Here is a 23,588-nt window from a genome sequence, read left to right on the forward strand (position 1 = left end):
CTGATGCGAACCGCCACAACCACCCCTCTGGCCACCACCACGCTGTTCGAACGTCTGGGCGGCGTACCGGCGATCAAGGCCGCCGTCGACGCCTTCTACGAGCGCGTGCTGGCCGACACCGACCTGAAGCCGTTCTTCACCGGCGTCAACATGCGCTGGCTCAAGGGGCGCCAGAACGCCTTCTTCATCCAGGCGCTCGGCGGGCCACAGGTCTACAAAGGCAAGGACATGGCGGCCGCGCACGCGAAGCTGGCGATCACGCCGGAGCACTTCGGCCAGGTCGCGGGGCACCTGGTGGCGGCCCTGACGGCGGTCGGCGTGCCGAAGGCCCTGGTCGACGAAGTGGTGGCGGCGGTGGCGCCGCTGGCGGCGCAAATTGTCAATTCGCCGTCGCAGCCAGTGGGCGGCGCGGCGTCATCGGCCGGCGCGGGTGCGCGCAGGCCCCAACTGGCGCTTGCGCGCCCCGCACAGAAAGAGCGATTCGGTATGGCTAACGGACACACGAAGGGCGCCAACGCCGTGGCTTCGCGCGACGAGGCGGGGGCGGGCATCACGGAATTGATGGAATCGACCGAGGGACTGCGCGCGAGCCTGGATGCGCTCCGCGCCAATGTCATGATCGCGAACAGCGATCTCGAGATCGTTTACGTCAACGAACGGAGCGTCGAAACGCTGAAGGGCATCGCCGGCGACATCAAGTCGTCGTTCGGCCTCTCCCTCAACGACATCGTCGGCGGCTCGATTCACCGCTTCCACAAGGATCCCCGCCGCATCGAGGCCATCCTGCGAAACCCCGCCTCCCTGCCTCATGAGGCCCAGTTCACCTTCGGCGGCATCACGCTGAAGGCGTCGGTCAACGCCGCGCACGGCCCGCACGGCGACGTGATCGGCTATGTCGTCAACTGGGACGACGTCAGCGAGCGCATGCGGCTTGACGCCGAGATGGGTCGTGTGAGTTCGATGATGGAGAACATGCCGATCAACGTCATGTTCGCCGATCGCGATCTGAAGATTCAGTACCTGAACCCGGCGTCGACCCGGACCCTCAAGACGCTCGAGCAGTATCTGCCGGTCCGCGTCGACCAGCTGATCGGCCAGGTCATCGACGTCTTCCACAAGAACCCGGCCCATCAGCGCAGCCTGCTCGGCGACCCGAAGAACCTGCCGCGGCAGGCCCACATTCAGGTCGGGCCGGAAACGCTCGATCTGCTGGTCAGCCCGATCTACGACAACAACAAGACCTACGTGGGCGCGATGGTCACCTGGTCGGTGGTGACCGAGAAGCTCGCCACCGAGCGCAAGGCCAAGGAACTGCAGAACGAGATCGCGCAGACGGCCCAGACGCTGGCCTCGTCGTCGGAAGAGCTGACGGCGCTCAGCCAGCAGATGGGCAGCGGCGCCACCGAAACGGCCGCGCAAGCCAATATCGTCTCGGCCGCGTCGGAGGAGGTCAGCAGGAACGTGCAGACCGTTGCCACCGGCACGGAGGAGATGAGCGCCAGCATTCGCGAAATCGCCAAGAACGCCAACGAGGCCGCCAAAGTCGCGACCAATGCGGTGAAAGTGGCCGAGACGACCAACGCCACGATCAACCTGCTCGGCGAGAGCAGCGCCGAGATCGGCAAGGTCATCAAGGTCATCACGTCGATCGCCCAGCAGACCAACCTGCTGGCCCTCAACGCCACCATCGAGGCCGCCCGGGCCGGCGAGGCCGGCAAGGGCTTCGCCGTCGTCGCCAACGAGGTCAAGGAGTTGGCCAAGGAAACCGCGAAGGCCACCGAGGACATCGGCCAGAAGATCGAGGCGATTCAGCTCAACACCAAGGGCGCGGTCGCGGCCATCGCGCAAATCGGCGAGGTGATCAACCAGATCAACGACATCTCGAACACGATTGCCAGCGCCGTGGAAGAACAGACGGCGACCACCAACGAGATCACGCGCAACGTGGCTGAAGCCGCCAAGGGCACCGCCGAAATCGCGCAGAACATCACCGCCGTCGCCCAGGCCGCGAAGAGCACGAGCGACGGCGCCCAGGAGACGCAGAAGGCCTCGAACCAGCTCTCGGAGCTGGCCGCCGGTCTCCAGGATCTGGTCAACCGGACCAAATAGTCATTGCCCGTCGCGGCCGGCGCCCGAGCCGGCCGCGATGGCTTCGTTTTTGGAGACTCCATGAAGGCTCTCGTTGTCGACGACTCTCGTGCAATTCGCGTGATTCTGGGCCAGATGCTGTCGGACCTCGGCTACGAGGTTGCCGAAGCACGGCACGGGCGCGAGGCTCTCATTCATCTTCAGGCCCACACCGATACCGCACTCGCGCTGATCGACTGGAACATGCCCGAGATGAACGGCCTGGAACTCGTGCAGGCCGTACACGCCGACCCACAGCTGGCCGACATCCGCCTGATGATGGTCACCACCGAAACCGAGATGGCGCAGATGGCCCGCGCCATCGAAGCCGGCGCCCACGAGTACGTCATGAAGCCGTTCACCAAGTCCGTGATCGAGGGCAAGCTGCAGCTGCTCGGCCTGCCAGGCGCGCAAGGGGCCGCGGCGTGAGTCGGATCCGTGTACTGATTGTCGATGACGCGGTCGTCATCCGCCGCCTGGTCGGCGACGTCCTCAGCGCCGACCCGGAGATCGAGGTCGTGGGCACGGCCGCCAACGGCCGGATCGGCCTGCAGAAGATCACGCAGTGCAACCCCGACGTCGTCACGATGGACGTCGAGATGCCCGACATGAACGGCATCGAGACCCTCAAGGAAATCCGCAAGACGTGGCTGAAGCTCCCGGTCATCATGTTCAGCACGCTCACGGAGCGGGGAGCCGCGGCGACGCTGGACGCGCTCCAGGCGGGCGCCTCCGACTACGTGACCAAGCCCGCCAACGTCGGCAGTGTCACGGCCGGCCTCGAGGCCGTCCGCCGGGATCTCATCCCCAAGATCAAGGCGCTCGCCGGACGAACCGCGGTGCCCGCAACCGTGGCACCGGCCGCGCGGCAAATCGCGACGCTGGCGACCGCTTGCTCGCCCGCCAGCCTGACGGGCCAGATCAACATCATTGCCATTGGCGTGTCGACCGGTGGCCCCAACGCGCTCGCGGAGCTCCTGCCGGCGCTGCCGGCCACGCTGCCGGTGCCGATTGTCATCGTGCAACACATGCCACCGATGTTCACCCGCCTGCTCGCCGAACGCCTGGACGCACAGTCGGCCATCAAGGTGGCCGAGGGGCGCGCCGGCATGACCCTCGAACCGGGCCATGCCTACATCGCGCCGGGCGACTTCCATATGACGCTCCAGAGGCGCGGCACGGCCGTGGAAGTGGCCGTCAACCAAGAGCCTCCCGAAAACTCCTGCCGGCCGGCCGTTGATGTGCTGTTCCGGTCCGTCGTCGCACAGTTCGGGAGCGGCACCTTGGGCGTCATCCTCACCGGGATGGGGCAGGACGGCCTGCGTGGCTGCGAGTTGATTCGCGAGACCGGCGGCCAGGTGGTCGTCCAGGATGAAGCGTCCAGCGTCGTCTGGGGCATGCCAGGCTTCGTGGCGCGCGCCGGGCTGGCCCACCGCGTGCTGCCGTTGAACACGATTGCGGGCGAGCTTGTCCGCAGAACCGCCTCCGCTAGTGCCCGGCCCGCCGTTCCGGTGAGCGCGTTTGGCGGCATGGCTGTTGCGAGGACCACATGAGCATTTCGGCACCAGACTTCGACTTCGTCCGCACGCTCGTCTGCGACCAGGCGGGCATCGTGCTCGAGAACGGGAAGGAATACCTCGTCGAGTCGCGCCTCGGGCCTCTCGCCAAGCGGTCCGGCTTCGACTCACTCGAGTCGCTGGTCGTGGCCCTCCGCCGCACCGATGCCACGTTGCGCCGGACCGTCGTCGAAGCGATGACCACCAACGAGACGACGTTCTTCCGCGACATCGAACCGTTCGAAGCGCTGCGCAAGCACGTGGTCCCGGAGTTGCTGGCCGCGCGAAGCGCCTCGAGAGAGTTGAACATCTGGTACGGCGCGTCGTCCACCGGCCAGGAACCGTACTCGCTCGTCATGATGTTGCTCGAGCACTTTCCCCAGCTCGCAACGTGGAACGTCACGCACTTTGCCACCGACATCAACCTCGAGGTGCTCGAACGGGCCCGGCAGGGGAAGTACAACCAGATCGAGATGAACCGGGGCCTGCCCGTGACCTACCTGGTCAAGTACTTCCAGAAGTGCGGGCTCGAGTGGCAGCTCAAGCCGGCGGTGCGCGACAAAGTGCGGTTCGAGCAAATGAACCTGGTGAAGGCGTGGCCAACGCTGCCGGTCTTCGACATCGTCATGCTGCGCAACGTGATGATCTATTTCGATGTCGAAGCGAAGAAGCAGATTCTGGGTAAGATCCGCCGCCAGCTCAAGCCCGATGGCTACCTGTTTCTGGGCGGCGCGGAAACCACCATGGGACTGACAGAAGCGTTCCAGCGCGTGCAGCTCGACCGGGCCGGATGCTACCGGACCAGTGAAGCCGCGCGGGACCTGTCGATGACGCGAGGAGCGGCGTGATGCAGATTGACGCACAAGAAATCGCGGGCCTGATTGACGACATCTGGATGGCCACGCTGGGCCTCCCGACCCGGCCCGCCGCGCCGGATGCCGACGGCCCGTCTGCGGCCCACCCCACACTCGACGGCATCATCAACATCGCCGGCGACTGGCAGGGCACGGTGGCGGTGCAGGTTCCCAGGGCGCTCGCCGCGGTGATCGCCGCGCGGATGTTCCGCCTGGGTGACCAGCAACCGACGATCGAGGACATGCAAGACGCCCTCGGCGAAATCACCAACATGACCGGCGGCAACATCAAGGCACTGCTCCCGGGCCAGTGCGTGCTGTCACTCCCGGCCGTCATCGAGGGACGGGCCTACACCATTCGCGTACCCAGTTCTCACGTGGTCACCAAGGTCGCCTTCGAGTGCGCTGGCTTCCCCGCCCTGGTCAGCCTGATGACGGCCGGCACGTCTCAAGGTTGATCGATGGAGACACCAATGGTCGAGCCGCTGACGGTTTTTGAATCACTCGGTCCGCTGAGCCTCTACCGCACGCCCGCGGCAGCCGCCGGCGCCTCGGCGCGCATCGCCGCGGCCCAACACGAGCTGCAGCAGCGCTTCGCGCAACAGCCGTCGGATCTCGATCGCGCGCGGTACGCACTCGAGGTCGCCTCCACCCTTCTACTCACGCTGCGAAAGCGGGCGTGCTCCTGCGAGCTGTCGCATCGCGACCTGGCCTGCGAGAACGTCGACGTCCATCAGGTTCTCGCCGACTGGATCGACTTCACCAGGACGCGGCTGTGATCGCCCGGCGGTTCGCCCGGCGCACTCAACGGTAGCAGGCTGATCGCGTGTCGCTCGGCGCCACCGCCAGACGATCGTTTGAACTGGGACGCCTTGGCGTCGATGTCCTGCGCGCCCAACGGCAGGACGATGGGCCCGGCCGCGACGCCGCCCGCCGAATGGTCGCGCTCCGGATGGGCCGCATGCGGGGCCTGCCCCAGAAGATCGGCCAGATCCTCAGCCTCGGCGAGCTCGACACCGGCACGTCCCTCTTCTCGGAACTGACCGATGCCGCCGAGCCCGCGCCGGCAGCGGAGAGCTTCGCTTGGATCGCGCGCGAGCTCGGCGCCCCCATCGAACGCGTCTTCCGGCATCTGGACCAACGCGGAGCGGCGGCATCGCTCGGGCAAGTGCATCGGGGTGAGCTGCACGACGCGCGGGCCGTCGCCGTCAAGGTGCAGTTCCCCGGCGTTCGCGAATCCCTCGACACCGATCTGTCGGCCCTGGGCTGGCTGGCCGCGCCGCTCTCGGCCAGGCGCTCGGGCTTCGACCTCGAGGAGTACCGGGCGGAGATGCGCCGCAGTTTGCTGCGAGAGCTCGACTACGATCTCGAGGCGGCCACGCTGCGCCGCTTTGCCGCGAGAGCGGACCAGGTGCCGGGCCTCGTCACGCCCATCCCGATTGACCAGTTCTGCACGCCGCGCCTGATTACCATGTCCTGGGTTCCTGGCGACCGCCTGCAGGCCACGACAAACTGGCCCGATACCGCGCGGCATGAGGCCGCACTCGTGCTCCTCCGCCTGTTCCTCCGCGGCAGCTTCGTCTGGCGGGAGGTACACGCCGACCCGCATGCCGGCAACATCCGCTTCGCGCGTCAGCACGACGGCGTGCGCGTGGGGGTCATCGACTTCGGCTGCGTCAAGACCCTGAGCGCCGCCGAAAGCGACGCCCTCCGGCGGCTCGCCCAGGACGGCCCGGACATGACGGGCAACGAACTGTTCGACACCTACGTTGAGCTGGGGTTCGACCCGCGCCTGCTCGCGCCGATGGCCGGCCGCCTGCACGCCGTCACGGCGGTGCTGTTCGAACCGTTTCATGCCCGCGGGCCATTCGACTCCCGGCACTGGGACGTCTCGGCCCGGCTCGCCGAGGCCCTCGGCGACGACCGGTGGAATTTCCGGTTCGCGGGACCAGCGTCGCTCCTCTTCTTGATTCGTGCCTTTCAAGGCCTCGTGCAGTATCTCCGCGCGTTTGAAGCCACGATTGACTGGCGGCGCGAACTGCTCGCGATTCCACGCCACCTGGATAGCGGCCACCCACAGCCGCGCGCCGATCGTGCGGCCGCGCGCGCTTCAGCAGGAGACTCGATGGAAATGCTCGCATCCAACCTGCGACTGCAGGTCGAACGCAACGGTGAGACCGTTGTCCGGCTGGCGTTCCCGGCCAGCGCCGCCGCGCATCTGCCGGACCTGGTACCTGTGGACCTCGGCGAACGGCTGCACGCTCGCGGCATTTCTCTGGCGCAGCTGGCCGAGTCGACGGTGGCCGCCGGATACCCGCCCGGGGATCTCTTTCGACTGGACGACGGCGCCAGCAAGGTGCGGGTATGGCTCGACTGACAAGGCCCGGCGCCCGGTGATGCGGGGCCTGCTCGCGGCGACCGGCACCGCATCGGCGTGCCTGGGTGCCCTGGGAATCTTTGTCCCGTTGCTCCCAACCACGCCGTTTCTCCTGTTGAGCGCGTACTGCTTCAGCAAGAGCTCGCCGACGCTGCATGGTTGGCTGGTGACCAACCGCCATCTCGGCCCTTATCTCGCGCGCTACCAACCGGGTCGGCGGCTGTCCCCGCGCGACCTCGCGCTGGCGTTAGCGGTGCTCTGGGTATCGATCGCCGCCTCCATCGTGCTCGCGATGCCCCATGCGGCGGGCCGGGCCGCACTAATCGGCGTGGCGACGGCGGTCAGCATCTACCTCGTCAGACGGGGTTCGGCAGGCGACTCGTCAAGCCGCGACGCCGTGCGCCCGTGAGACCTCGCACAACGCCGCGTCCGTGAGCAGGCACACGCGCCCGAAGGTCACGAAGTCGAGCCCGAGCCGACGATAGCTCAGGGGGTCGACCGCTACGTTGAGCCCTTCCGCGCCAGAGCCGGCCTCGATCGTCTTCGCCACCACATTGGCGACGCAGACAGCGTCGAGCGTGGCGGTGGCATTGACGAACGGGGGCGAGTGATGCCGCCGAACGGCGTCGGTGACTTCCGGTGGGAACCGCCACGCGTCAGCCATCGCGGCGCCGACCGCGGCGTGATCGGTGCCGAGCAGGTCGCGTTCCGCCTCCACGAAGGTCAGGCCGCGCGTGCGCGCATGCGTGGCCAGGTCGTGCACGCCGGTATTCAGGCACCGCGAGATGAGCAGTTTGCCGACGTCGTGCAACAGCGCCGCGGTCTCGGCCATCGGCGGAATCGACGCGCGCGGAGCGGCCGCGGCCAATGCGCGAACCGCGAGCTTTGACGCGGCACCATGGACCCAGAGGTCGCGTTCGTTGAGGTGGTAGACCGGCGTCGTCACGCGAAGTTTGGCGAGGTAGCCCTCGAGCACCAGGTCCAGCAACGCGACCGCGCCCATGCGGAGCACGGCCTCGCGCACCGTGGGCGCGCCCGCAGGCGCCAGACGAACCGAGGACGCGTGACGCAAGACGGAAGCGGTCACCACCGGATCCAGCTCGATGAGCTCGGCGACCTGGGCCAGCGCCACGTCGTTGCCGCGCACCATGTCGATCAGACGCTGCGCCGTGATCGGCAGCGGTTCCAGGTGCGCGAGCCCCTTCACGATCGCCGCCGGCAACGCCGTCATTGTCAGTCCGGGCATTGTTCCCTCTATAAAACACATCGGCGCCCGTGGGCGGAGGTTGAGGGTGTCCGCGAGGGCGGTGTCGGGCCACCGGCCGCCGCGCCGGGATAGCGTCGATGAGGTCGCAGCGCTGCTTGTGGCACGTCGGCCACACCGGTTCATTCAAGAACCCGACCGGGTGCCCGATTACTCCTCAGACAGGGGAGGCGGTAAGCGCCACCCCACGCCGGCAGGGACGCCGGCCCCACTTCACGGAGGAGAGTTCAGATGGCATCGTTTTCAGTAGTCAGCAACATCTCGGCGTCGAACGCACAGGCCAACCTGCAGGCCACCGGCCTTGGGCTGCAGAAGGCCCTTACCCGCCTGTCGAGCGGCTTCCGCATCAACTCGGCCGGCGACGACGCGGCGGGCCTCGCCGTATCGAACAAGTACCGCAACACGCAGGCGGTGCTCAACCAGGGTATCCGCAACGCCAACGACGGCCTGTCGACCCTGCAGATCAAGGACGGCGCGCTCAACAACATCGGCACGCTGCTCGACCGCCTCTCCACGCTCGCCACGCAGTCGGCCTCGGCCGCCAGCACCGTCGACCGCACCTCGCTGAATGCCGAGTATGCGGACGTGCTGACCGAAATCACTCGTGAAGCCAACGTCGCCGGCCTCACGGCTTCGGCGGGCTTTTCGGTGTTTGTCAGCGCCGAAGCGACGGCGTCGAACGGCAAGGTCACGGGCACCATCGGCGCGGCCGACCTGACCACCCTGACCATTAACGCCACGACCGTCACCTCCGCGGCCAACGCGGAAACGGCACTGGCGGCGATCGCGGTGGCGGTGACCAAGCTCGGCACCGCGCAGAGCACCATCGGCACCTTGCAGAACCGCCTGGAATTCGCCACCAGCCTGGCGCAGAACCAGGTCGTCAGCAACAAGGCCGCCGAAAGCCGCATTCGCGACGCCAACGTGGCGGAGGAGTCGGCGAACATGACCCGCTACAACATCCTGACGCAGAGCGGCATCGCCGCCCTGTCGCAGGCCAACCAGTCCAGTTCGTCAGTTCTGTCCCTCCTCCGGTAAGGGACGCTCGTAGCGGGCGGGGCCGGTATACGGCCCCGCCCGTTATTTTTTCGTCAGTCGTGGCCCCCAGTGGCTTGGCATTTGCAGGAGCGTGAGCGTGGGTTCAGGAATCACGTTCAGCGGTTTCAACAGCATCGACTTCAACGTCGTCCTCAACGCCGTCATGCAGCAGGAGAGCCGCCCGCTGACGTCGCTGCAGAGCCGGCAAAGCGCGCTCCAGTCGCGGGTGACCAGCTTCACAACGCTGCAGACGCGCGTGTCGGCACTGGAAAGCGCCGCCAAAGCCCTGTCGACGGCCGGGACCGCCACGGCCTTCAAGGCGACCAGCAGCGATCCGCTGGCGGTCGGCGTGTCGGCCGGTTCCTCGGCCGTCGCCGGGCGCTACGACATCGTCGTCAACGAACTGGCACGCGCACAGGTCACGGCGTCCGCGAGCACGGCGCCCGACGCCGACACCACGGCGATCGCCACCGGCGGGACGATCACGATCGGCGCCGAGATCATCACCGTCAGCAGTTCCGTCACGCTCAAGCAATTAAGCGACGCCATCAACGCCAACGCCAACGCTCCGGCGCGAGCATCGGTCGTGCAATCCGGCGCCGCCAGTTTCAAGCTGGTCCTGACGTCCAAGAGTACCGGGGCGGCCAACGCCTTCACGATTGCCAACGGTCTCACCGGCGGGGCGGGCCTGGGCTTCACCGATACCGACGCCGACCTGGTCTCGGGCGATTCGGCGGCCGACAACGCCGTGCAAGCCACCGACGCCCAGGCCCTGATCAACAACATCGTCGTCTCGAGCGCCAGTAATACGCTCGACGCCGCGGTGCCTGGGACCACCATCACGCTGTACAAGAAAGACCCGGCGGCCACCATCGTGGTCGACGTTACCGAAGATCCGTCGGCGCTCAAGGCCAAGCTGCAAACGTTCGTCTCGACCTTCAACGATCTGGTGAAGTTCACGACCGACCAGGGCCTTTCGGCCGGCCGCGGCGACCAGGGCAGCATCGGCCGCGACCCGCTGCTGCGCCAGTTGCGCAACTCGCTGCGCGGCGCCCTCGGCGCGCCGTACGCCACCGGCGGGCCCTATTCGTATCTCGCGCAGGTCGGCGTGCAGGCAACACGGGCGGGTACGCTGGAACTGAACGCCACCACCTTCGCCGAGGCCACCAAGAACGGGGGCGCCGACGCCGGCAAGCTGCTGGCGGGCACCGATGTGACGCCAGGGGCGCTCGCGTCGATCAAGACCCTCCTGACCCAGTACACGCAGACGTCCGGCATCCTCAAAGGCGTTCAGGAACAGTTGACCTCGCAGATCTCACGCCTTGGCAGCCAAATCATCAGCATGCAGGATCGCCTCGCCATCCGGCGGGCGGGCCTGCAGCAGGAATACAGCGCCGCGGATGCGGCGATGTCGCGCCTCAAGAGCCAAAGCGGATCGCTCTCGTCGTTTGGCCAATCCCTGTGATGTCTCCGAACCGAAACCACCCATCATGATGCAGAACAAAGGCCTGAACGCTTACCGCCAGACCGAAGCCCAATCCCGCACGCCCCTCGAGCTGGTGGTGATGCTCTACGACGGCGCGCTGCGGTTTCTGGCCGTGGCGCACGACGCCGTGCAGCGCCGCGACATCCCGGCCAGGCGCGACGCGATCTCCCGTGCGCTCGCGATCATCTCCGAACTGCAGAGCACGCTCGACCTCGAACGCGGCGGCGTCGTCGCCGCCGACCTCGATAACTTGTATGCCTACATCACGAAGCGCGTGATGGAGGCGGCCGCCAAGAACGACACGGCGCCGCTCGACGACGCGCGCCGGCTGCTCGAAACCCTTCGTGATGCCTGGCAGACGATTGCCGTGTCGCCGGCCGCGGCGGCCGACGCGGCGGCCGGGCTCCGCGCGGGAACCAGGTGAACCCGCACGAGCTCGCGGACGCGGTCGAAGAGTACCGGGCGGGTCTCGAAACCGGCGTGACGCTGCTCAGGCAGCTGCGGAACATTGCCAGCCGGCAACGCGAAGGCACCGAACAACGCGACTACGAACGCCTGGCGGCCGACAGTGACGCGCGCGACCGGCTCACGCGTGCACTCGTGGCGGTCGAGCCGGGCCTGCGCGCCGTGCGCGCGCGCCTGGCGGCGGTGCGGGTTGACCTCACTACGATTGCGGGGTTTGCGGAAGTGCTGGCCCTCCGCCTGACGGCCGCTGAACTGGTGGCCGGCATCCTGGACACCGACCGCGAGTCGATGAAAGCGCTGGCCGACGCCGAACTGGCGCGGCGGGCCGCCGTCGCGAGCCTCGAGTGCGGCGAGACCACGCTGGCAGCCTACCGGCGCGTCCTCAGCCCCCCCATCACCGGCGCCTCACTGCTCGACAGGCGTGGCTAGCGTCCGTTCTTGGGCCGCTGTTCAGCGCAGCTACGACAGCCCAGCTTCCATCTTCACCTTGGTGAAGCAATCGGGACAAATGCCGTGGCTGAACTGGGCCTCGGAATGCTGCGTTACGTAACTTTCCATCTGACGCCATCGACTGTCGTCCCGAATCTTCTTGCAGTACGAACAGATCGACAGGATGCCTTCGAGGCGCTTCACGTGCTGGCGCAGGCCGAGGATGCGCTCCGCGACGTGCAGCTTGGCCAGCAGTTGTTCGATATCCAGAGGCTTGGTCAGAAAGTCATCGGCGCCCGCGGTCATCGCTTCCAGGTAGTTCGTCTTCCCGCCGTGGGCGGTCAGCAGGATGATGTAGGTGTAATTTGCGTTGCCTGTCTGGCGAATGGCACGACACAATTCCAGGCCATCGAGATCTGGCATCTGCCAGTCGGAAATCAGGACGGGACAAGGCGCCTCACGCCACGCGGTCCACGCGTGCAGGCCGTTCTCGGCGGCGACGACCTCGTGGCCGGCCTTCTGAAGGGTGGCCTGCAGAATCAAGCGCGAGGTGGCATCATCTTCAGCGATAAGTATCTTCATTGATGTGAATCCTGGTTCAGTTCCCGAGCGATCTCGGTTTGCACGCGCTGGAATTCCGAGTCCAACCGCACCAACAGCGGGGTGACGTCCGCCAGGTCCTCCGCGCACCCGGCTGCTTCGAGCCGGCCGCAGATGGGAGCCATGGTCGCCGCGCCGACGTTCAGGCTCGCGCCCTTGAGCGCATGCGCGGCCCGTCCGAGGGCAACCGGATCCTGCCGGCCGGCCGACGCCCGCAGGTCGGTCAAGTACTTCGGGGCATCCTCCAGAAACGCCTGCATCACCCGTCCGAACAGCGAGGGCGTCGTCTGCTGCGCCAGCGTCCTGAGCTGCTCGATCACGGCCGGGTCGAGCGCGTCACGCGGCGGCGGGGCCGGGCGTTCCGCCTCCTGTGACATCGCCGCCGGCGACCCGCTGCCTGGCCGCGGTCCGCTGCTCAGCCAACGATCGAGTGTTTCGACCAGAGCCTGCAGTTGCACAGGCTTGCTCATGTAGTCGTCCATACCGGCCGCCAGGCATTTCTCGCGGTCGCCGGCCAGCACCTTGGCCGTCATGGCGATGATCGGAACGCGGGGCCGAGGCCGGGCCGATTCGCCGAGTCGCGCTTCGAGAGCCCGGAATGCACGCGTGGCCTCGAAGCCATCCATGACCGGCATTTCGCCGTCCATGAACACGAGATCGTACGGCTGTTGCTGAAGCAGCTTCACGGCTTCGGCGCCGTTGCCGGCCAGCTCCACCTGGCAGCCGAGGCCTTCGAGCGCGAGTTGCGCGACGCGCTGGTTCGTGGTGTTGTCGTCCGCCACGAGTACGCGGCCGTGGAAGCGCGGCCGGCCCGGCACTGCGTTGGCGGCGGGCCGCGCGGCGCCAGGCGCCTGGCCGGCGCCCACTTGCCCGGCTCGGACCGCGATCAGCACATCGAACAGCGCGGACGGCCGCATCGGCTTGACCAGGGATCCGGCGAACCCGCCCACCCGTGTCAGTTCCGCCGCGTTCTTTTCGATCGTGGTCGTCAACAAGATCAACGCGGCTTCGCGCAACAGGGGATCGGCCTTGATGGTCCTGGCCAGGCCGATGCCGTCCATGCCTGGCAGGTGATGGTCGATGAGCACGATTTGATACGAATCGCCGGCCGCGGCGGCGGCGTGCAGCTCGGCCAGCGCCTGCTCGACGGAGGCCGCGGCGCTGCTGGGAATGCGCCAGCCACACAACTGTTCGTAGACGACGCGACGGCTGATCGCGTTGTCGTCGACCAACAGTACGCGCGCCGCCGTGATGTCCACGCCCAACGGCGCCGGCACTGGACTGGCCTCGACGGGTAACGGCAAGGTGAACCAGAATTTCGACCCTTCGCCGATGCGGCTATCGACACCGATCTGGCCGCCCATCAACTCGACCAGGCGCTTGCAGATCGCCAGGCCCAGGCCCGTCCCGCCGAAGCGCCTGGTGGTGGAGGCGTCGGCCTGCGAGAAGCGCTCGAACAGGCGGCTCACCGCCTCGGGTGTGATGCCGATGCCACTGTCCTCGATCGAGACACGCAGCCCGGCCCGAGCCTGCCGCGCCGCCTGCGGCTCCTCCTCAACGCTGACCAGGACATGCCCGTGCTCGGAGAACTTGATCGCATTGCCGACCAGGTTCACGAGCACTTGTCGAATCCGGCTGGCATCGCCGTGGAACCGGCGCCGGGCGTCCGGCGCGTAGCGCAGGACCAGCTCGAGCCCTTTCTGCTGCGCGCGCTCGGCGAACATCCCGCCCACTTCCTCCACTGTCGTCAGCAAATCGAACGGGGCCTCCTCGATGGGCATCCGGCCGGCCTCGATCTTCGAGATGTCGAGGATGTCATTGATCAGCGTGAGCAGCGAGTGCGCGCTCGATCGCGCGATCGTGGCCAGCTCGCGCTGCCGAGCGGTCAAGTCGCCGTCCATGAGGAGGCCGACCGCGCCAATCACGCCGTTCATCGGCGTGCGGATCTCGTGGCTCATCGTCGCCAGGAACTCGCTCTTGGCGCGGTTGGCGGCTTCGGCCTCGGCCTTGGCCTGCAGCAGTTCCGCCTCGGCCCGCTTGGCCTCCGTGACGTCCCGAATCGCGCTAATCACGACCGCGCCATCCGTCGTCTCCAACGGGCTCAGGCTGATCTCGACCGGGATTTCCGAGCCATCCTTGCGCGACGCGAAGAGCGAGCGCTTGGCGCCCATCCGTCGCGCGCTGGAAGAGGCCGCGAACGAGTTCCTCCGGGCGATATGGCCCGTGAAGCGGGCTGGAATCAGGACCTCGACGCTCCGCCCGAGGAGTTCCGCGCGCGAATAGCCGAAGAGTTGTTCCGTCTGCGAATTGACCAGCACGATCTGGCCGTCGCGATCGACGATGACCATGGCATCGGGCGCGGCTTCCAGCAGCCGCTTGAACTGCTCGTCGGAATTTTTCCGCGTGGTGACGTCCTGGATCGTGCCGGCCAGGCGGGTGACGTTGCCGGCGCCGTCGAGCAACGCTTCCACGCTGCCGTGCACGAAGCGCACCTCGCCATCAGGCCGCACGATCCGGTTATCCAGACTGGCGTGGGTCTTCGTCGCCAGCACGGAGTTGACCCATTCAACCATCCGCCGCCTGTCGTCCGGATGCAGGCAGGCCAGATACTGCTCGTAGCTGGGGATGCAGTGCTCGCGGTCGACGCCAAAGATCAGGAAGGTCTGGTCCGACCAGGTCATCGCATTGGCGACCACGTCCCATTCCCAGCTGCCGACCTGAGCGACCGCCTGTGCCCGCGCCAGCTCCGCGGTGCGCTGCCGGACCCGTTCGTCCAGTTCGACCGCGACCTGGCGAAGCTCGTCTTCCTTGGCGCCGATCGCCCGCGCCATGCCATTGAACTCGCGCGCCACCAGCCCGATGTCGTCGTTGGATGAATCCGGGATGGGCTCGTTGAATCGTCCGGCGGCGACGCTCGCCACGCTGCGACGCAACGCCCGCAGCGGCCGGACAATCCGGCGCGCCACCAAAAACGCGAGCGCCGCCGAGCCCAACAGCGCCAGGGCACCAATTTGGACCAGCGCCCACTCAAACGCGCGAACCGAGGCGAAGGCCTCGGCCTGATCGATCTTGACGACGAGTCCGAGCTGATACCGATCGACCCAGTGACACGCTTCGACCACCGGAACGCCCCGGTAATCGTGCGCCCGCGACACGCCGCTGCCACTCTCGATGCAGCGGCGGACGGTCAGGGTGTCGATCTCGCGCCGCAGCACCGCCGCTTCCTTGATGAATCGCGGCTGCGTAATCAGCAAGCGGTCGCCGTTGAAGAGGAAGGAGTCCTCCGACTGGTGCCGGCCCGTTCGCCGTTGAGCGATCGCATTCAGCGCGGCCAGATCCATGCGGCCGGTCAGCACCGCCAGCAGGCGACCCTCGGCCGAGCGCACCGGGGCCGAGACGACCATCGCCGGCCCCTTGAGAGTGGTGGAGTAGTACGGCCCCTGCAAGTGAACGGCGACCTTGCCGCTGATGAAATAGGGGCGGGCCAGTTTCGAGGTGCCTTCTTCCGCAGGCGCGGTCGACGCCACGACGATGCCGCCCTGCGGCTCGATGACCGACACGTCGAGGAAGGCGGCGTGCGGGCCGCTCGTGAATGGCGCCAGCTCCTGAAGGAGCAGCCCGTGAATGGACCGCGCCTCGCCGGAAAGCGGCATCGCCGCCGCCAGGCTGGCGACGCGTGTCACCAGATCGCCGCCCGCAGCCAGCTGCCCCAGATCATTCAGGCGCTCGTTGATGGCCGCATCGAGCGCCGCTTCTTTTTCGATGGCGAGCGAGAGCACTTCGCCGACGGCGGCCGACTCGAGGCTGGCGCTCCCACTGCGATACGAAAGCACGCCAACGACGGTCAGCAGCGTGGCGGCAAAGAGCAGGAAGATTACGACAATCCGTGACGTGATGCCCAGTGCCATCGTGCGTTTCCATGCCGTATACGAACGGGTTGCGAGTCGAGCGATCATCGGTCCTGTTTTCCGGCCGGCCTGCGAGTGGGGCCGCCAGGCGTTCTTCCTAGCAAGAACGGCACCAATGGCCGAACCGGCGGGTGGCCACGATCCGCGCGACGTGATGTTCAACGCGATGGCTGGCGGACCGACGGTGATGTCGGGATTTCGACACGGGCGGGCGTGGTTCCCCGTTTGGAGCTACTGATTCAGCCGATCGAAGAGCACGAGCCGCGCCGCTTCGCGCAGGCCCGTTGCGGAAAACGGCTTCTCCAGGAACGCCTCCCCCTCAGCCAGTTCGTCGCGGCCTTCGAAGAGTTGGTCGGAAAAACCGGTCTGGTAGAGCACGCGGAGATTGGGCAGCCGCTGGCGAAACCGGTCGGCGACCACCGGCCCCGTCATCCCCGGCATGTGGAAGTCGGTGATCAGCAGGTCGAGGTCCTGGCCGGACGATCGCTCCAGTGCTTCCATCCCACTGTTTGCCGACAGGAGCTCGAAGTTTTCATGACTGAGGATCCGGAGCAGCACTTCGACCATCAACGGATCGTCGTCGACGACCATCACCCGCTTGCGTGGAAGCGGCCTGAGGTGACCGTCGGTGTCGCGGCGCTGGCCCGCCGGCGCCTCCCCCAGCAGGCGATCCAGCTGCGCCAGGTCCGGCACCGGGAGCGACGCGGTGGCGGGCGTGCGGCCCGCCTGGAAGCGCTCCCGGTCGGGAGCCGGTTCCAGACGAAACGCGACCGGCAGGTTGCCTTCGGCGCCAATGCTCCAGAGCCTGTCGATCAGAGCCTGCGGCAGCCCGAGCTCGATGCCCGCCACATACACTTCGGCGCACAACGTCTCGAGCTCGTGAACCCGGCGTTCCAGTCTCGCCACCCGGGCCGTCTCCATGGACTGCATCAGCTACCTCATTCGCTCACAGGATGTTGGATCGACCCCGACAAGAACGCCGCGATCTCGGTGAACCCGCACCGCTCGTATAATCGGCCGCCCCGGGTGTTGGATTCACTCACCAGGAGTGTCAGCGTGCGATAGCCCGCGCTGGCGCTGCGCGCCATCACTTCGGCCAGCAACGACGACCCGAGGCCACCCGCCTGCGCGTCCGGGCGCACGGCGAGTTGCGCCAGATGCGCGGTCGTCGCGGCGAGCCGGGTGACCAGCGCGACGCCGTCAAGGTTGCCGGAGGGGTCTGGCGTGACCGCGCTGAGTGCCGGCGCGAATGCCCCGCACGCGGTCGTGCCGAGCAGTTGCGCGAGGTATTCGATCCAGTCGGCCACCCTGCCCCCGGGCGCAAAAGGGCGCGAGCGGTCGGGGCCGTAGGTCTGCGCCAATAACGACGCGAGCTTCGACAGATCGGCCGGCCGCCACCCACGGGGCCCGGCCGGGCGCGTCGGGTCCGGGTTCGCTTCGCAGGACAACGCGCGAACGAGGTAGCGGTAGCGTTCCACGGCCACGCCCCTGACGGCCAGTTCGCCGGCCAGCCCCGGCGCATCAAAGGGTCCGAACAGCAGGGCGCCGCTGGCCGATTGGGCTTCCGGCGAAGTCCACACCGCGTCGAGGAGTTTCGCCGTGACTTCCCGCGACGAGGACACGAGCCCACCGACCTGCACTTGGTCGCCGTGACGAAGGTGATATGACCAGCCCCGTACCCGGCCGTCGGCCCCGGTCGCGATGAAACCGGGCAGCGCGCCGGTCCGCCGCGCGTCTTCGATGCAGGCCCAGGTCGGCGAGGTCTCCCAGAGCAAGTCGTGGCGCCACCGCGCCGCCTCCGCCGCATAGAGAGGCGCCAGTAGCGCCGCGTCACCGGCCCGCCAGTCACTCACCGTCATGGCGGGGCATCGGTCACCAGCGCGCCTGCCAGCCGGCGGCGCAACCGGTTCGCCGCGTCCATGGTCTGGCCTGCGGTCGCCGCCGACGCATTGGCGGCGCTCACCAGTTCGTAGACTTCCTGCCGGTGCACGGCGACCTCGCGCGGGGCGGTGACGCCCAGCCGGACGCCGTCCTTGCCGACGCGCAGCACGCGCACTTCGATGCCGTCGCCAATGATGTTCGCTTCGTCGCGCTTGCGGGTGAACACCAGCATGGCGTCAGGCCAGAGAGAGGCGATGGTCGACCGGATACGGACTATCACCAGGAATCACCTGGACCCCGATCATCCGGCGCGGGTTGACGACCACCGGCGCCCGCAAGTTGACGAGGGCGGTGTCGGCATCGAGGCGCACCAGGGCCAGCCAGACCAGGCGGTCGTCGTCGCGCGCCTCTAGGCGATGGCGGGACGCCGGAGGAAGCTCGAAGTGGTAGGCCGGCAGCACCAGACGCTGGTCGACGGCGAGAAACGATGGATGCGGGTCGTCCAGGCTCTGCAGGCACGTCAGCGGATCGAGCGCAGACGCCGTGATGATCACAAAACGCTGGCAGCCCTCGAAGCCCGGCACCCCCTCAGGGAATGCCACGACGGCGGCGGACTGCACGTCAAACGACCCGAACCGGGTTTCAATGATCGACTTGCCGGACACTGGTCACCTCAAGTAGTCGAGGAGCGACGCTTTCGACCCGTTACCGACGGCGCCGAGGGCCGCCTCGTACGCCGTCCGCGCCTGGGTCATCTGGCTGATCGCCTTCGCCATGTCAACGTCTTGATCCTGAGACACACGCCTCTCGGCGGCCAGGCGGAACCGGACGAGCGTCTCTTGCTCCTCGTCGATCCCGTACTGATCGGCGCCGACCTGGCTTTGCGCCCGCAGCGTGCGGTCGAAGGTCCGGGCGAGGGCCGCCATGCCGGTTTCCATGCCGGGCTCGTCGCTGACCTGGGCGGCCGCGATCATGACATCGAAGGCCGAGAGCACGTCGGTCGCGTCGGCACCCTGTGCGATGGCGCGGCCGTCCATGGCGATGGTCGCGCTGCGGCTGCGTCCGATGTCCACGGTCACCGGCGCGCCGTCTCCTTGATAGGTCCACACACCGGCGGCAAAGACGTACGGCGGCGTCAGCGCGGCGCTGCCGCTGAAGAGATACGTGCCGCGAAACGTGGAGTTGAGAAAACTCGCGGTCCGGTCGCGCTGCCCCTGCAGCTTCGCGACGAGGGCGTCCCGAGTCGCCTGATCCGCGGTGTTACCGCGCGCCGTGGCGGCGGTGGCTTGCGCTTCGGACAGCGTATCGACCAGCGCCGTGAGCACGCCGTCGAGCACTGACAAGCGGGCGCGCGCGGTGTCGGCGGAGCGCGTGTAGGCGTCGAGGGTGCCAATTTCGGTGTGGCCGTCAATCGCCCGCTGCGCCGCCACAGGATCGTCGCTCGCCGAACGCAGGCGGCGCCCGGTGGCGACCTGCTCCTGCGCCCGCGCGAACTGCTGGGCGGCGGTATTGATGGCGTCGAGGCTCTCGTCGATCGCCCGGAAAGTCACGCGCATCACCCGCCTCCCACGATCCGCATCAACGTCGCCAGCATCTGGTCGACGGCCGAAAAATACTTCGCATTGGCTTCGTATGCGCGCTGAAACCGCATCATCATGGCCGCCTCTTCGTCGAGCGAGACGCCGGATATCTGATCGCGCAGCTTGGCAACCTGGTCGACGATCTCCCGGCGGCTCATTTGCTGCGTCTGCGCCGTCTGGGCGTCGGAGCCCACCTGGTAGACGAGCTGCCCCCAGCCTTCGGCGAGCGTGGCCGTGGCGCCGACGATCCGGGCCTCGCGCACGCCGGCGATGGCCTTGGCCACCTGGTTGTCCCCCGCCGCGCCGGACTGCGACGCCGCCACCAGTCTCGAGTCGGCCGCCACGCCCGGATCCATCGTCACCGCCGCGGCCGCGCCCGCGGCGACGGCGAGGGGGGCGAAGAAGTTCCGGTTGGTCCCTCCGAGAAGGTCGATGCCGCCACGATGCAGCGTATTCACCTGCTGCGTCAGCGCGAAGGCAATGGTGTCGAGGCGATCCCGGTACGCCGGGATGTTCGTGTCGCGTACATCCAGCCAGCCTGACAGCCGTCCCTTGGTGATGCCGGCGGTGATGTCGACGCCGCCGAGCGTGACCGCGGCCAGTCCGGCAGGGGCGACACTGGTGGCGGACAGCGCATAGGCGTTGCCGCCGATCACGATCGCACGCCCATTCCCCACCGACACATCCGCGCCGCCGTCTGCCCGCGGGACCACGGAGACGCCGGCCAGTTCCGACAGTTCCTTCAGGACCAGTCCCATCTGGTCCTTCAGTCCTTCCGTATCGGCGCCGTTGGCGCCGGCGATGGCGGCGTTCAATCCAGCCGCCTGCGAACCGAGCGCGTTGATGCGGTCGAGACCGCCGCGCACCTGCGCATCGGCCATCCGCTGCGCATCGCTCAACCGTGTTGAGAGGTCGCCGAATGCCCTGCCGATCAGCCCGCCCTGCAGGACCACGCTGTCACGTAAGACGGTGGACGTGGGGTCGTTGGCCAGGTCAGCAAAGGCGTCGAAGAACGCGGTCAGTTGGGCGTCGAGCGAGGCGCCCGGCGCGCCCAGTGACGCTTCCACCACCGCCAGCGAATCGGCGACGGCTCCCTCCCTGGCTTCCGCCGGCAACTCCTGGCGCACCCGCGCCTCGAGCATCGCGTCGCGACGGGCCCGAATGCCCAGCACTTCCACACCGGTCTGCCCCGAACCGCTTTGCGCCAATTCAACCGTGCGACGCGTGTACCCATCCGTGTTGAGATTGGCGATGTTCTGACCGGCCACGTCCAAACCGGCGCGCTGCGCGTCGAGCGCGCGGGCGGCCATCGCGAGGCTGCTCATGAGTCCGGACATCAGAGCCGTCCTTTCATGCCCGTACCGCGCAGACCCGGACCAACCGGCATGGCCGCCCGGTGGTCGTACCCGCCCGAGCGGCCCTGTGCCGCCAGCGCCGCCTGCACGACGTCGGCCGCCGCCGTGCCCAGGATGCGGCACCGTGCGAGGGCCGCGCGGGCACGCGTCAACTCGGCGGCGAGGGCGGCCCGATCAGCCGAGGCCACGGCGGTCACGTGGCCCAGATCGGCCAGCGCCGCCGCCAGCTTCTGCTCGGCGGCCATCAGCGCCGAATTGTCCGGTGTGGACAACGCGCTCGCCACCGCCTCGAGGGCGGCGGCCAATCGGGTGGCCAGAGCCACCGCAGGTGAGCGAACCATCGTCAGAATCCGTTACTCGTCCTGGCCCAGCGCGCGGTCGATCAACACATCGGCCAGCCGGCCGGGGTCGTTGCCGAGCTCACCGCTGGCGAGGAGGGCCTTCGCTCGCGCCACCACCTCGGGCCGCACGTCCGGCGTCTGGCCGGCTGCCGCCGCGGCGGACTGGGCCAGCTGGACGCCGGTCGAGAGGCTGACCTGATCCGCGGTTGCGGACGGCCGGACCCGCCCGGCGCCCTTGCTGTCCCGGGTCTCCGCGGCGTATGCCTGCTGCGCGGCGGCGGTTTCAAGATTGGCGCGGGTGTTGTCGATCTTCATATTGTGTCTCTCCCGATCTCGCGCCAAGGCGCTGGCGCACGAGACCGCCATGATTCCAGAATCGGCCAAGGCCATGAATCCTTTAATGGCCGTCCAGGCCGGCGGCGCCGGTGACCCGGGCGAGCCCGGCAACCGATTCGGGATCCACCGGTTGCCCGTTCTGCCGCACTTCGAAGTGGAGATGCGGCCCGGTGGCACGTCCGCTGCTGCCCGAGCGGGCAATCGCCTGTCCGGCGGCCACCGTCATTCCGGCCCGCACCTCGCTGGCCGACAGGTGCGCGTAGCGCGTCTCAGTTCCGCCACCGTGGTCGACCACGACCATGAGGCCGTAGCTGCCCCGCTCGCCGGCAAACGAGACCACGCCGCCGGCGGCGGCGCGCACGTCTTCGCCGTACGCGGTTCGCAGGTCCTGGCCGGCGTGAAACCGCGTCTCACCGAGAATCGGATCGGCGCGCCAGCCGAAGTCCGAGTTGACGATCGGACCCGGCGCCCGTGACATCGTCGCTCCGTCGGGCACCACGTCCGCCGGGGCCGGGGCGGGTGCCGACAAGGCCTCGAATCCTGCGATCGGGAATGCCCCGGCGCCGCTCGGCGCGCGCCGCGCCAGACTCTGCACCAGGAACTCCGACAGTCCGACGCCGCCCGAACGGCTGAGCGACAAGCCCAGTTCACTAGTGAAGGCGTCGGTCAGCATCGACCCGCCCAGGTCGTCGCCCTCGCTTTCCGCGTCCAGCGATTCCCGCATCTCTCGCAACATCTGCGCCAGCAACAGCGACTCGAACTGCTGCGCCAGTGCGCGAACCGCGGTCAGGTCCGGTCCGGAGGATTCGCCGCCGGCCGATTCAAGCGAACGATCGCGACGGTCGATTGTGTTGATGGCGTCCATGACTTAGAGGATCACGATGTCGGCGCGCAGCGCACCGGCGGCCTTCAAGGCCTGCATGATGGCGATGATGTCGCGGGGCGTGGCGCCAAGCGCGTTCAGGGCGCGCACCACGGCCTCGAGCGTCGTCCCCTCTTCGAGGGCCACCAGCCGAGACGGCTGGTCCTGCACGGTGACGTCGGTTTGGGGCACGACCACCGTGTCACCGGCGTTGGAGAACGGCGCCGCGGGCTGGGAGACGTCGTAACGCGTGCGAATCGTCACCGATAGATTGCCATGGGCCACGGCGGCCGCACCGAGACGGACGGCCCCGCCGATCACCACGGTTCCAGATCGTTCGTTGATGACGACCCGTGCCGGCACATCGGATTCCACCGGGATGACCTCGAGCCGCGCCATCATCTCGGAGATCGACGCCCGGTAATTTTCCGGCACGCGGATCGCCACGGTGCCGGGATCGACCACGTGCGCGGTGCCCACCCCGAGCTCGAGGTTGACGGCCTGCGCCACGCGCGACGCGCTCACGAAATCCGGTTCGCGGAGCGCCAGCGTGACAGTCTCCGTCGCCGGCAGGGTCGCGCCGTTGCCGAGCTGCACGGTCGCCCCGCTGGGCACGCGGCCCACGGTGAGATGGTTGACGGCCACCGAGTTGTCGCCGCCGCCGCCGCCGAAGCCGCCGATCGATAACGGCCCCTGCGCCAGCGCGTAAATCTGGCCGTTGGGGCCGCGCAGCGGGGTGGCGAGGAGCGTGCCGCCCTGCAGGCTGCGCGCGTCACCGACGGAAGAGGCCGTGATATCGACGCGGGCGCCGGCTCGCGCGAAGTTGGGAAGTTCGGCGGTCACCAGCACGGCCGCCACGTTCTCCACCTTCACCTGGCCGGCCGGCACCGACAGGCCGAACTTCTCGAGCATGTTGGTCAGCGACTGGATCGAGAACAGCGTCTGCCGGCGGTCGCCGGTCTTGTTGAGACCGACCACCAGGCCGTAACCGAGGAGCGGCATCGCGGCCAGCCCCTGCAACGACGCCACATCCTTCAGGCGCGCCGCCGGATCCACTCGGGCGGAAGCGGCGCTGGCGCTGACCAGCAGGAAGACCACAATCGGAACGCGAAGATACTGCCGCATGGGA

Annotated in this window: 26 protein-coding genes; 13 read left to right on the forward strand and 13 right to left on the reverse strand. The window is 67.9% G+C overall.

The window, feature by feature from the left end:
• Positions 1-3: 3 nt before the first annotated feature.
• From WC815_03200 to WC815_03235, 8 genes are read left to right on the forward strand one after another with little or no spacing between them, the layout of a single operon-like run.
• Positions 4-2,109 carry a methyl-accepting chemotaxis protein gene (locus WC815_03200; GenBank protein ID MFA5907763.1) on the forward strand — a complete coding sequence of 702 codons (2,106 nt, stop codon included), beginning with the start codon at positions 4-6 and terminating at the stop codon, positions 2,107-2,109.
• Between the two features lie 60 nt (positions 2,110-2,169).
• Positions 2,170-2,556: a response regulator gene (locus tag WC815_03205; GenBank protein MFA5907764.1), complete on the forward strand. Its 387-nt coding sequence runs from the start codon at positions 2,170-2,172 to the stop codon at positions 2,554-2,556.
• Positions 2,553-3,680, forward strand: coding sequence for a chemotaxis response regulator protein-glutamate methylesterase (locus WC815_03210; protein ID MFA5907765.1), 1,128 nt, complete (start codon positions 2,553-2,555; stop codon positions 3,678-3,680). Before WC815_03205 ends, WC815_03210 begins: the two co-directional genes overlap by 4 nt.
• On the forward strand, positions 3,677-4,531 hold the full coding sequence (locus WC815_03215) for a protein-glutamate O-methyltransferase CheR (GenBank protein MFA5907766.1): 855 nt from the start codon (positions 3,677-3,679) through the stop codon (positions 4,529-4,531). Before WC815_03210 ends, WC815_03215 begins: the two co-directional genes overlap by 4 nt.
• A complete protein-coding gene (locus WC815_03220; GenBank protein ID MFA5907767.1) occupies positions 4,531-4,995 on the forward strand; it encodes a chemotaxis protein CheX in 465 nt (154 codons plus the stop codon). Before WC815_03215 ends, WC815_03220 begins: the two co-directional genes overlap by 1 nt.
• A 3-nt stretch (positions 4,996-4,998) precedes the next feature.
• Positions 4,999-5,316: a hypothetical protein gene (locus tag WC815_03225; protein ID MFA5907768.1), complete on the forward strand. Its 318-nt coding sequence runs from the start codon at positions 4,999-5,001 to the stop codon at positions 5,314-5,316.
• A 47-nt stretch (positions 5,317-5,363) separates the two neighbouring features.
• Complete coding sequence (locus WC815_03230) at positions 5,364-6,914, forward strand: AarF/ABC1/UbiB kinase family protein (GenBank protein MFA5907769.1); 1,551 nt, start codon at positions 5,364-5,366, stop codon at positions 6,912-6,914.
• Between the two features lie 19 nt (positions 6,915-6,933).
• Positions 6,934-7,323: a YbaN family protein gene (locus tag WC815_03235; protein MFA5907770.1), complete on the forward strand. Its 390-nt coding sequence runs from the start codon at positions 6,934-6,936 to the stop codon at positions 7,321-7,323.
• Here the strand turns inward: WC815_03235 and WC815_03240 are convergent.
• Entirely contained in the window at positions 7,297-8,160 is an 864-nt protein-coding gene (locus WC815_03240; protein ID MFA5907771.1) for an HDOD domain-containing protein, read from the reverse strand. The genes WC815_03235 and WC815_03240 overlap by 27 nt on opposite strands.
• 249 nt (positions 8,161-8,409) lie before the next feature.
• Between WC815_03240 and WC815_03245 the strand changes: the two genes are divergently transcribed.
• From WC815_03245 to WC815_03260, 4 genes are all read left to right on the forward strand, one after another.
• A complete protein-coding gene (locus tag WC815_03245; GenBank protein ID MFA5907772.1) occupies positions 8,410-9,216 on the forward strand; it encodes a flagellin in 807 nt (268 codons plus the stop codon).
• 97 nt (positions 9,217-9,313) lie between these two features.
• Positions 9,314-10,681 carry a flagellar filament capping protein FliD gene (gene fliD / locus WC815_03250; GenBank protein ID MFA5907773.1) on the forward strand — a complete coding sequence of 456 codons (1,368 nt, stop codon included), beginning with the start codon at positions 9,314-9,316 and terminating at the stop codon, positions 10,679-10,681.
• A gap of 25 nt (positions 10,682-10,706) precedes the next feature.
• The gene (gene fliS / locus WC815_03255; GenBank protein ID MFA5907774.1) at positions 10,707-11,126 is read left to right on the forward strand and encodes a flagellar export chaperone FliS; all 420 of its coding nucleotides are present in this window, start codon (positions 10,707-10,709) and stop codon (positions 11,124-11,126) included.
• Entirely contained in the window at positions 11,123-11,596 is a 474-nt protein-coding gene (locus WC815_03260) for a hypothetical protein (protein ID MFA5907775.1), read from the forward strand. The genes fliS and WC815_03260 overlap by 4 nt, the downstream gene beginning before the upstream one ends.
• Positions 11,597-11,626: 30 nt before the next feature.
• On the opposite strand, the gene WC815_03265 is transcribed toward WC815_03260, so the two are convergent.
• Positions 11,627-12,178, reverse strand: a complete 552-nt coding sequence (locus WC815_03265; GenBank protein ID MFA5907776.1) for a response regulator — start codon at positions 12,176-12,178, stop codon at positions 11,627-11,629.
• Positions 12,175-16,104, reverse strand: coding sequence for a response regulator (locus tag WC815_03270; protein MFA5907777.1), 3,930 nt, complete (start codon positions 16,102-16,104; stop codon positions 12,175-12,177). Before WC815_03270 ends, WC815_03265 begins: the two co-directional genes overlap by 4 nt.
• Positions 16,105-16,219: 115 nt before the next feature.
• Here WC815_03270 and WC815_03275 point away from each other — a divergent pair, with 115 nt between their 5' ends.
• Positions 16,220-16,342, forward strand: a complete 123-nt coding sequence (locus WC815_03275; protein MFA5907778.1) for a hypothetical protein — start codon at positions 16,220-16,222, stop codon at positions 16,340-16,342.
• Here the strand turns inward: WC815_03275 and WC815_03280 are convergent.
• The 10 genes from WC815_03280 to WC815_03325 form a co-directional block, all read right to left on the reverse strand.
• Positions 16,336-17,025, reverse strand: a complete 690-nt coding sequence (locus WC815_03280) for a response regulator (protein MFA5907779.1) — start codon at positions 17,023-17,025, stop codon at positions 16,336-16,338. The two genes, WC815_03275 and WC815_03280, sit on opposite strands and share 7 nt — an antisense overlap.
• Positions 17,026-17,042: 17 nt before the next feature.
• Positions 17,043-17,963 carry a GNAT family N-acetyltransferase gene (locus WC815_03285; GenBank protein ID MFA5907780.1) on the reverse strand — a complete coding sequence of 307 codons (921 nt, stop codon included), beginning with the start codon at positions 17,961-17,963 and terminating at the stop codon, positions 17,043-17,045.
• Entirely contained in the window at positions 17,960-18,217 is a 258-nt protein-coding gene (locus WC815_03290; protein MFA5907781.1) for a carbon storage regulator, read from the reverse strand. The genes WC815_03285 and WC815_03290 overlap by 4 nt, the downstream gene beginning before the upstream one ends.
• A 4-nt stretch (positions 18,218-18,221) precedes the next feature.
• Complete coding sequence (gene fliW, locus WC815_03295) at positions 18,222-18,650, reverse strand: flagellar assembly protein FliW (GenBank protein MFA5907782.1); 429 nt, start codon at positions 18,648-18,650, stop codon at positions 18,222-18,224.
• A 3-nt stretch (positions 18,651-18,653) separates the two neighbouring features.
• Positions 18,654-19,541, reverse strand: a complete 888-nt coding sequence (locus WC815_03300) for a hypothetical protein (protein MFA5907783.1) — start codon at positions 19,539-19,541, stop codon at positions 18,654-18,656.
• Positions 19,541-20,890 (reverse strand): flagellar hook-associated protein FlgK, encoded by a 1,350-nt coding sequence (gene flgK / locus WC815_03305; GenBank protein ID MFA5907784.1) that lies wholly within the window; start codon positions 20,888-20,890, stop codon positions 19,541-19,543. Before flgK ends, WC815_03300 begins: the two co-directional genes overlap by 1 nt.
• An 11-nt stretch (positions 20,891-20,901) precedes the next feature.
• On the reverse strand, positions 20,902-21,261 hold the full coding sequence (locus WC815_03310) for a hypothetical protein (GenBank protein MFA5907785.1): 360 nt from the start codon (positions 21,259-21,261) through the stop codon (positions 20,902-20,904).
• A gap of 12 nt (positions 21,262-21,273) precedes the next feature.
• Positions 21,274-21,576, reverse strand: a complete 303-nt coding sequence (gene flgM, locus WC815_03315) for a flagellar biosynthesis anti-sigma factor FlgM (protein ID MFA5907786.1) — start codon at positions 21,574-21,576, stop codon at positions 21,274-21,276.
• An 82-nt stretch (positions 21,577-21,658) separates the two neighbouring features.
• Positions 21,659-22,462, reverse strand: coding sequence for a peptidoglycan DD-metalloendopeptidase family protein (locus tag WC815_03320; GenBank protein MFA5907787.1), 804 nt, complete (start codon positions 22,460-22,462; stop codon positions 21,659-21,661).
• A gap of 3 nt (positions 22,463-22,465) precedes the next feature.
• Complete coding sequence (locus WC815_03325) at positions 22,466-23,584, reverse strand: flagellar basal body P-ring protein FlgI (GenBank protein ID MFA5907788.1); 1,119 nt, start codon at positions 23,582-23,584, stop codon at positions 22,466-22,468.
• Positions 23,585-23,588: the final 4 nt, after the last annotated feature.

The organism is Vicinamibacterales bacterium, assembly GCA_041659285.1.
Lineage (GTDB): Bacteria > Acidobacteriota > Vicinamibacteria > Vicinamibacterales > UBA2999 > 12-FULL-67-14b.

Coding starts and splice junctions, on each gene's coding strand:
- WC815_03220 (MFA5907767.1), top strand. CDS start 4,531: ATGCAGATTGACGCACAAGAAATCGCGGGCCTGATTGACGACATCTGG.
- WC815_03275 (MFA5907778.1), top strand. CDS start 16,220: ATGGCCGAACCGGCGGGTGGCCACGATCCGCGCGACGTGATGTTCAAC.
- WC815_03320 (MFA5907787.1), bottom strand. CDS start 22,462: ATGGACGCCATCAACACAATCGACCGTCGCGATCGTTCGCTTGAATCG.
- WC815_03240 (MFA5907771.1), bottom strand. CDS start 8,160: ATGCCCGGACTGACAATGACGGCGTTGCCGGCGGCGATCGTGAAGGGG.
- WC815_03270 (MFA5907777.1), bottom strand. CDS start 16,104: ATGGCACTGGGCATCACGTCACGGATTGTCGTAATCTTCCTGCTCTTT.
- WC815_03325 (MFA5907788.1), bottom strand. CDS start 23,584: ATGCGGCAGTATCTTCGCGTTCCGATTGTGGTCTTCCTGCTGGTCAGC.
- WC815_03285 (MFA5907780.1), bottom strand. CDS start 17,963: ATGACGGTGAGTGACTGGCGGGCCGGTGACGCGGCGCTACTGGCGCCT.
- fliS (MFA5907774.1), top strand. CDS start 10,707: ATGATGCAGAACAAAGGCCTGAACGCTTACCGCCAGACCGAAGCCCAA.
- WC815_03205 (MFA5907764.1), top strand. CDS start 2,170: ATGAAGGCTCTCGTTGTCGACGACTCTCGTGCAATTCGCGTGATTCTG.
- WC815_03235 (MFA5907770.1), top strand. CDS start 6,934: ATGCGGGGCCTGCTCGCGGCGACCGGCACCGCATCGGCGTGCCTGGGT.
- WC815_03280 (MFA5907779.1), bottom strand. CDS start 17,025: ATGGAGACGGCCCGGGTGGCGAGACTGGAACGCCGGGTTCACGAGCTC.
- WC815_03225 (MFA5907768.1), top strand. CDS start 4,999: ATGGAGACACCAATGGTCGAGCCGCTGACGGTTTTTGAATCACTCGGT.
- WC815_03300 (MFA5907783.1), bottom strand. CDS start 19,541: ATGCGCGTGACTTTCCGGGCGATCGACGAGAGCCTCGACGCCATCAAT.
- WC815_03265 (MFA5907776.1), bottom strand. CDS start 12,178: ATGAAGATACTTATCGCTGAAGATGATGCCACCTCGCGCTTGATTCTG.
- WC815_03215 (MFA5907766.1), top strand. CDS start 3,677: ATGAGCATTTCGGCACCAGACTTCGACTTCGTCCGCACGCTCGTCTGC.
- flgK (MFA5907784.1), bottom strand. CDS start 20,890: ATGAGCAGCCTCGCGATGGCCGCCCGCGCGCTCGACGCGCAGCGCGCC.
- WC815_03200 (MFA5907763.1), top strand. CDS start 4: ATGCGAACCGCCACAACCACCCCTCTGGCCACCACCACGCTGTTCGAA.
- flgM (MFA5907786.1), bottom strand. CDS start 21,576: ATGAAGATCGACAACACCCGCGCCAATCTTGAAACCGCCGCCGCGCAG.
- WC815_03310 (MFA5907785.1), bottom strand. CDS start 21,261: ATGGTTCGCTCACCTGCGGTGGCTCTGGCCACCCGATTGGCCGCCGCC.
- WC815_03290 (MFA5907781.1), bottom strand. CDS start 18,217: ATGCTGGTGTTCACCCGCAAGCGCGACGAAGCGAACATCATTGGCGAC.
- WC815_03245 (MFA5907772.1), top strand. CDS start 8,410: ATGGCATCGTTTTCAGTAGTCAGCAACATCTCGGCGTCGAACGCACAG.